This is a genomic window from Streptomyces sp. NPDC001852 (genome assembly GCF_042891825.1).
Classification (GTDB): domain Bacteria; phylum Actinomycetota; class Actinomycetes; order Streptomycetales; family Streptomycetaceae; genus Streptomyces.
Window position 1 is genome coordinate 1 of record NZ_JBIATN010000080.1, and the last position, 6,624, is coordinate 6,624.

Consider the following 6,624-nt stretch of genomic DNA (forward strand, 5'->3'; position numbering starts at 1 on the left):
AGGCCCTGCCTGCATGCGCCGCTTCTGCCGCGATCACCCGATCAGGACCCCTGTTCGACCAGACAAGCCCGTTGATTGGTAAGCGGAAGCCTTCTTAAGCCTGGTGACGTGATCACCATGCACGAAGCCCAACCGGCCGCTGGCATCGCCGAAATCATCGAGGTCCTGCCGCCTCGCGCCTGAGACCAGGGCAGCCAGGGGCGAAGGGCCCGTGATCGGACGGCTGTCAGCCGATGTCAGAGCTGCCGGTGAGTCGGCCGGCGCTGGTGCGGAAGTCGGGCATGCCGAGGTGGACTATGGTGTGCCGGGCTGCGAGGTCGCGCATGGCGGCGAGCTCCTGCTCGGCGGCGGCGAGGCTGGCCTCGATCGCGGCGACCTCGCCGAGCCAGCCTTGTTCCTTGGCCTCCTGGAGCCGGTCGAGCAGGTTCGCGTAGATCTCCTCCAGGCGGGGCCTCTGCCCGGGATCTGGTCGTAGGACGGGGCATCTGATGCAAGCGTGCTCATGTACGCAGGGAGTTCCGAAGTCGCGTGCGCAGACGCCCAGCGCCACCTTGCGCAGCTCGAAGTGGGCCAGGAAGTCCTGCCACTCCTGCGCGGTGGGCTCGCGGTACTCCTCGCTGGGCCGCAGCGACCGGCGGCGGGCGATGAAGGACTGGTGGTGGTTGATGACGTCCTCGGGGTAGATCGCGGCATATCCGAGTGCCGGTCAGTCCGCTCGCGGAGAGGGCGTCGTTGAGGCAGGTGTAGATGTAGTTGCGCGGGATCGTTCGGTCCTCCGGGCCGCAGCGGCGCTGGAAGAGGAACGGCATCGGCGCACTCCAGAGCCGTTCCAGACTGTCGTAGGCGGCGACCAGGGGCATGGCCTGCTGCCCGCGCCGGACGCGGTGGATGATCGCTGTCAGCACCTCTCCGAGTTCTGGCGAGACCAGCAGCAGCCGCTCCTGGTCGAGCTTGGACGGGGCGACTTGCAACATGGGCACGATCTCCCCGGTGGTGGGCAGCTGGTAGGCGACGAAGCTGTGGTGGGTGAGCTCCAGTGCTTCCTCGATGCGCATGCCGGTGTGGCGGAGGACCTCGACGATGGCCCAGGCCCAGAACGCGCGTTCTTCCTCGACGGTCAGGTCCCGGCGCCGACCGGTGGCTGGGTCGTCGGCGTAGACGCGGGACGACACCCCGGCCCGGCGGAGGAGGGTCTCGCCCGCCGGGGTGGTGAAGGAGGCTCCGGCCGTGGTCTCCCGTCCGGTGGCGAGACACGTCTGGGCGTCCTTGAGCTGGCGCTCGACGGCTTTGACCAGGGCGGGGAGTGCGGGCAGGAGGGTGCGGTGCGGGTGCGCTGGTCCATGGCCGCTTTGCGGCGGGCGCGGTTCTTGCTGTGGTCGGTGTCGCTGTCGCGGACCGGGCAGGGAGCGACCCACGGGCCCCACCGTGCCGGCTCTTCGGCGGCCCAGCGGGCGAGATCCTGGTAGAACGCCCGGACCCAGCTGAAGACGGTGTGCGCGTTGACCCGCGGCCGGATGGGGATGCCGTGACGGTCGCGGACCATGCGGACGCGTTCCCGCCAGGCCGTGACGGTATCGGCGTCCAGCCGCACCGAGTCGATCCCGGGGTGGTGTTTCTCCAGGTCACGCCAGAACAGTCCGGCGAGCGAGCGGGCCATGTCCTCGAGCGTGGTGTAGTCGACGTCCACCGCGCGCTCGGTGAGGTAGTCGACCAGGAGGTCGCGTATCGCGGTGCAGGTATTGCCCTGCCGGTCGACCAGGGCCGCCGGTGTCAACTGTCCCGGCAGCATCACCGTCTTCAGCCGGGCGGGGGCGTCGGGGCCGAAGACACCGAGCCCTGCGAGGAGTTGGTAGAAGAGGTGCTTGCCGTGGTAGCCGTTGGTCTGGTGCTCGCCGATGGCGTGCTGCAGCTCGACGCAGTCGCCGATGGTGACGTCGTGAACGGTGCTGCCCTTGCGGGTCACGATCCAGGTGACGCGGTTGAGGGCGTTGTTGCAGTCGTTGGCCCTCGTGTGGCCGGTGGCCGTGTACCGGTCCTTGAGCGCCGCGAAACCGTGGGGATCGGTGACGCTACGGATGTGCGCCAGCAGTTGAGAAGGGCGCTGCCGGAGCAGCCACCGGTAGGCGGGGCGTACGACTTGTCCGCCCGCCAGCGGGATCATGCCGCAGCACAGATCGGCACGGTCGTACTTGCGCGCCCGCTGGTGCTCGGCGAGCCACTGCATCGGCAGCCGCGGCCACTCCCGCCCGGCCTCCTCGGCTCCGCTGGCCGTCCAGCGTTCCTGCCAGGTGCGGCCGGGCTGGTCCTCCAGCCAGTCGAGCAGCTTGATCAGACCGCGGCGGCGCGTGCGCTGGTTGGTGTCCGTGTCCGCAGTGAACGGCAGCGCGAGCGTGCGCTCCAGCACCTTCTCGCGCGATTCCTCCGTCTGCCACCAGGACGTCGGTACTTCCCGTATCTTCTGGCCAGGAGGCAAGGGAGCGTGGCGAACAGGTGCGGAGGGGCGGGCGGTCACTGTCTCGGTGGTCATGCCGGGCCTCCGCCGAGGGCGGCCGGGCCGAGCAGTGTCTGGAGGACCTCGGAACGGTAGCCCGGGGCGGGCATCACCGGATTGACCGGCTCCGCAGCCTGCCGGGCGTGGTGGGCCAGTACGTTCGCGACGACCTCGCCCTCGGCGGGTTCGAGGTACTGCTCCGTGGTGCTGATGTGGAGATGCCCGAGGACCCATTGGACGTCGGTGAGCGAGAGCTTGGGGTCGCGCACCATCCTTTTCGCCGCGCTGTGCCGCAGGTCATGCAGGGTCCAGTTCGCCCCCAAGGTCTCGTTGGCCCGCGTGAACACCATGCGGGCCGCGTCGTAGCTCAACGGCCTGATCGGACGCCGCAGAGTCCACCACAGAGGCTCGTCCGGCCCGTCGAGAGGTTGCGGGCGGATCTGCTGCTGGTAGAGACGCAGCCAAACGAACGCGTCGCTGGAGGCGGGAATCCACTGCAGAGCCCGGGAGCCCTTGCGGATGACGCCGACCGTCTGGTCACCGGGGCTGACCCGGTCCCGGCTGACGCCGAGGAGCTCCGAGGCGCGCGGGCCGGCCGAGATGTAGAAGGCGACCAGCGCGCGGTCGCGGTGCGAGGGAAGAGCCGCGAACAACTCGTTGAACGCCTGGTCAGGGATACCGCGCGGGGTTCGCCGGGGTTCCTTCGGCTGGTAGGGAGCCCGGCGAGTGGGGTGCCGATAGGCGTGCATCGGGTTGTGGTGGACGTTGAGATGCTCGTCCTCGGCACGCTTGCTCTTCGGGAACGGGTTGAGCAGCGGCCGTCCGTGCATGTCGCGGTGGTACTCGTAGAAGCTGCGGACCACCGCCCGCGCGTGCCTCCGGGTGCGGGGCGCGTAGTTCTCACCCGCGTACCGCTTGCCGGTCACCGGGTTAACCGACCCAGGCGCCGGAGCATCCGGCCGTCGAGGCCGCGGTGGCTTCTTGACCGGCCTCAGCCACAGCGCGAAGTCCCGGGCCTCCGCACGACTTGCCCGGTCCCACGGCACGTCGACGGCCCACAAGAACCGGAACCAGGCCAGCAGTTCGTACGCGTACGAACGGAGCGAAGCTGGACTGTCGTCCTCAGCGAGCATGTCGAGCAGGAACTCGCTGACCGCCGACACCTCGACGCCGTCCCCGTCCAGCAGCCGGAACGGCAGGGCCGGGTCGCCGGTCTCCCCGACTCGGCCGACCCTCGGCACCGCAAGTGCTGTGACATCCCGTAACTCCGTACGTTCCTGCACCTAATCCTCCACGAGCCGCTGTGGTCTCCAACGACTCGTGATGACAGCACATGAGGACGGTCGTACGGGAAGGCTTCGCTGGTCGTGCGCTGGGCCGACCGGCCGATCTCGTCACCGTGCGTCGAACTCCGGGGACGCTCCACCTCACCCCTCGGTAGTTCGGTCAACAGGTCCTCCATGCCCTCGCGGTAGTGCTGGCGCAGTTCGCCGCGCTACCCGAAAAGGATCTTCCGGGCGAGGCGGTGGCGGGCCTCGGTAACGTTGAGCGCCGATCATGCGCCGTAGCCCTCGTCCGAGACGAACTGGAGCAGGGGACCAGTTCGCGGCGCCATCTTTCGATCCCTACCGCCCGGTGCTCAGCAACCGGGTGTGCGGGCAGGGGCAAGAGATCACAATGTCTTGACCTGGCCGCCATCGATGGTGAACTCGGCTCCCGTGATGTTGCCGGCGAGCGGGGAGGCGAGGAAGAGAGCCAGATCGGCGACTTCGTGAGCTTCGGTGACTCGTCCTGTGGAGATGCCCATGCTCTGCGGCACGACTGCATCGATGGCTTCCTGCGCGGTGGTGCCGGCCTGGGCTGCCGTGGCATCGGCGAAGCCGCCCGGCGCGGTCCAGAAGGGAGTGCGAACCGGCCCCGGGGCGATCGCGTTGACCCGGATGCCTCGCGGTGCGAACTCCTCGGACAGCGACTTGGTCAGACTGCTCAGCCCGGCCTTGGCCGCGGAGTAGTCCACGACCATGGGGAAGGGTAGACGCGCGTTGATGGAGCTGATGTTGATGATGGAACCCCCGTCCACGACCAGCAGGTGAGGAAGCGCAGCGCGGCTGGCCCGAACCGCGCTGAACAGGGTCATGTCGAAGATCCGTTGCCACTCGGCGTCGTCGATGTCCAGGAAGCTCGGACGGGGCGTCGCGGTACCCAAATTGTTGACCAGGACGTCGACCCTGCCGTACTGGTCTACCGCGTGTCGGACGAGTGCGCCCGGTCCGTCTGCGGTGGACAAGTCGACCGGGACTGCGGTGACGCCGTACTTCTCGTGGAGCCCTTTGAGCTCGGGAGTAATGCTCCGACTGCCGACGGTGACGTGTGCGCTTTCACGGGCGAACGCATCGGCGATGGCGAGGCCGATGCCCTTGCTCGCTCCGGTGACGACGGCGACCTTGTCCTTGAGCTGGAGGTCCATGGCGGTCCTTTTCCGGGTTGGTCACCCCTGTATCGAGGGTAGACAGAACCGGCGCCGCCGGCCCAGGCGGGCAGCCGGTCCCAGCCTCGTGTCAAGCTGCGGAGATCAGTCACCGGCTCGCGAAGCGCAAGGTTGGAAGATCGCGTATGCGGTCGGCTGCTGAACTGGGGAGGTGCTGACCCGGGCGTTCCCGGTGTGCTCCCCAAGGTTCCCCGTGAGTCCCCACCAGTCGCTGTTCCATCGGGCACGCCGGGGGCACGTCGCCTTCTCTCACCCTCACAGACGACGGATGCCTCGCGGGCCCAAGGAGTCTCGTAGGCAAGCGGCCGGGTAGTCCCCCCGAGAGTGTCCGAACATCACTGCTTCGTACCTCGCGCCTGGCAGCCCTCGGCTTAGATGGCATCGTGTCCGAGCAGACCGTCGCGCTGATCAGCGCCGCCAGTGCGCTCAGTGGTGTTGTCCTTACTGGGGCGTTCTCCCTACTCAAGGGGCGTCAAGAACGTCTGAGCAAGGAAGCGGATCGTGATGAACAGCGCGGGATCATGCATCGCGACGCGCGTCGTGGGGTTTACGCTGAGCTCCTCAGTAAGTTGCATGAGACAGATCGGGCCCTCAGCCGAATAGGCAAGATCATTCCTGGTACTTCCCCAGGCACCCAAGTTGTTGAGGACGTCGTTGAAGCCGAGGCGTCGCTCTTCCGCCTTCGTGCAGCGGCCACAGCTGTGTCCCTGGAGGGTCCGGCTACGGTGAGTGCCGTAGCTGACGACCTCGTCAAGGCATGTTGGTCCATGCTGACGATCTGCGCTGAGCTCAGTGGTCAGCATATGGGCCGATTCAAGGCTGTGGGGCGCCGCTCATCGGTTGAGAACGGCGCCGTGCCGGCGTTGCGCGATGCTGCCCCTCGATGCGAACTATGGGCGGGGCGGTCGCTGAGGTCTGCCAGGCACGTCAGTCGGCTGCTTGGGCCTGGTGGCGGTCGTTCGGAGGCGCGGAGGTTGCCGTACTTCGTTGCTGTACGGCTCCCCTGGATCGTCTGCCTGGACGGGACAGCATGACGGCCGGCGCTTGCGCGATCATGCGCACATGGAATCGTGGACGATCAAACACTTCTCCCAGTCCAACCCGGCGGGAACCGGGCAGGATGACGTGCCTGCGCTGCTCCGTAGAGTCGCAGACTCCATCGAAAGCCTTGGCTTGGTCAAGGTCCAGGATCTCGTCATGCATATGGAGATCACTGCGGGCGGCGATTGGCCGAGTCTTACGGTCTACTTCCACGACGCCGAAGACTGATCCGGGCTGTACGCGGACGCTTTCTACGTGGTCCGCTTCCTTATCAGGTCGATCACAGCGACCCAGCAAGCTGGGTTCTGTCGGCCGTGGCCTCTGAGCCCTGGTCGCCGTGATCCACCCTGATCCGCTCGCGTACGCGACTGCTGGTGTCAAGCACTGATGTCAGGCATCAGTGGACTGCTCGACAGGCACCCTGCGAGGGGCGCCGGACCACCGAGCCCACGAGAAGCAGCACAATGACCACAGTGATCAAAGTTGTGAAGTTGGTCTAACAAGGCCTAAGACGCCATCCGCTTTCCGAACGTGATCATTTGGTTCGGGCTGGGTGGGCATGAACTCCGCCTGGCGGCGGGAGAGATGGGCGTGTTTCGTCCGT

General features: G+C 67.2%; 6 protein-coding genes. 1 reads left to right on the top strand and 5 read right to left on the bottom strand.

What is annotated here, in order from left to right:
* Positions 1 to 226: 226 nt before the first annotated feature.
* The 5 genes from ACFYZB_RS46560 to ACFYZB_RS46580 form a co-directional block, all read right to left on the bottom strand.
* Positions 227 to 550, bottom strand: a complete 324-nt coding sequence (locus tag ACFYZB_RS46560; protein WP_388768215.1) for a hypothetical protein — start codon at positions 548 to 550, stop codon at positions 227 to 229.
* Positions 501 to 1,172: a hypothetical protein gene (locus tag ACFYZB_RS46565; RefSeq protein ID WP_388768217.1), complete on the bottom strand. Its 672-nt coding sequence runs from the start codon at positions 1,170 to 1,172 to the stop codon at positions 501 to 503. The genes ACFYZB_RS46560 and ACFYZB_RS46565 overlap by 50 nt, the downstream gene beginning before the upstream one ends.
* Positions 1,118 to 2,527, bottom strand: coding sequence for a hypothetical protein (locus ACFYZB_RS46570; RefSeq protein WP_388768219.1), 1,410 nt, complete (start codon positions 2,525 to 2,527; stop codon positions 1,118 to 1,120). Before ACFYZB_RS46570 ends, ACFYZB_RS46565 begins: the two co-directional genes overlap by 55 nt.
* Positions 2,524 to 3,774, bottom strand: a complete 1,251-nt coding sequence (locus tag ACFYZB_RS46575) for a tyrosine-type recombinase/integrase (RefSeq protein WP_388768221.1) — start codon at positions 3,772 to 3,774, stop codon at positions 2,524 to 2,526. The genes ACFYZB_RS46570 and ACFYZB_RS46575 overlap by 4 nt, the downstream gene beginning before the upstream one ends.
* A 389-nt stretch (positions 3,775 to 4,163) precedes the next feature.
* Entirely contained in the window at positions 4,164 to 4,958 is a 795-nt protein-coding gene (locus ACFYZB_RS46580; protein ID WP_388768223.1) for an SDR family NAD(P)-dependent oxidoreductase, read from the bottom strand.
* 1,083 nt (positions 4,959 to 6,041) lie between these two features.
* Here ACFYZB_RS46580 and ACFYZB_RS46585 point away from each other — a divergent pair.
* Positions 6,042 to 6,248, top strand: a complete 207-nt coding sequence (locus ACFYZB_RS46585) for a hypothetical protein (RefSeq protein WP_388768226.1) — start codon at positions 6,042 to 6,044, stop codon at positions 6,246 to 6,248.
* Positions 6,249 to 6,624: the final 376 nt, after the last annotated feature.

Coding starts and splice junctions, on each gene's coding strand:
- ACFYZB_RS46570 (WP_388768219.1), bottom strand. CDS start 2,527: ATGACCACCGAGACAGTGACCGCCCGCCCCTCCGCACCTGTTCGCCAC.
- ACFYZB_RS46580 (WP_388768223.1), bottom strand. CDS start 4,958: ATGGACCTCCAGCTCAAGGACAAGGTCGCCGTCGTCACCGGAGCGAGC.
- ACFYZB_RS46585 (WP_388768226.1), top strand. CDS start 6,042: ATGGAATCGTGGACGATCAAACACTTCTCCCAGTCCAACCCGGCGGGA.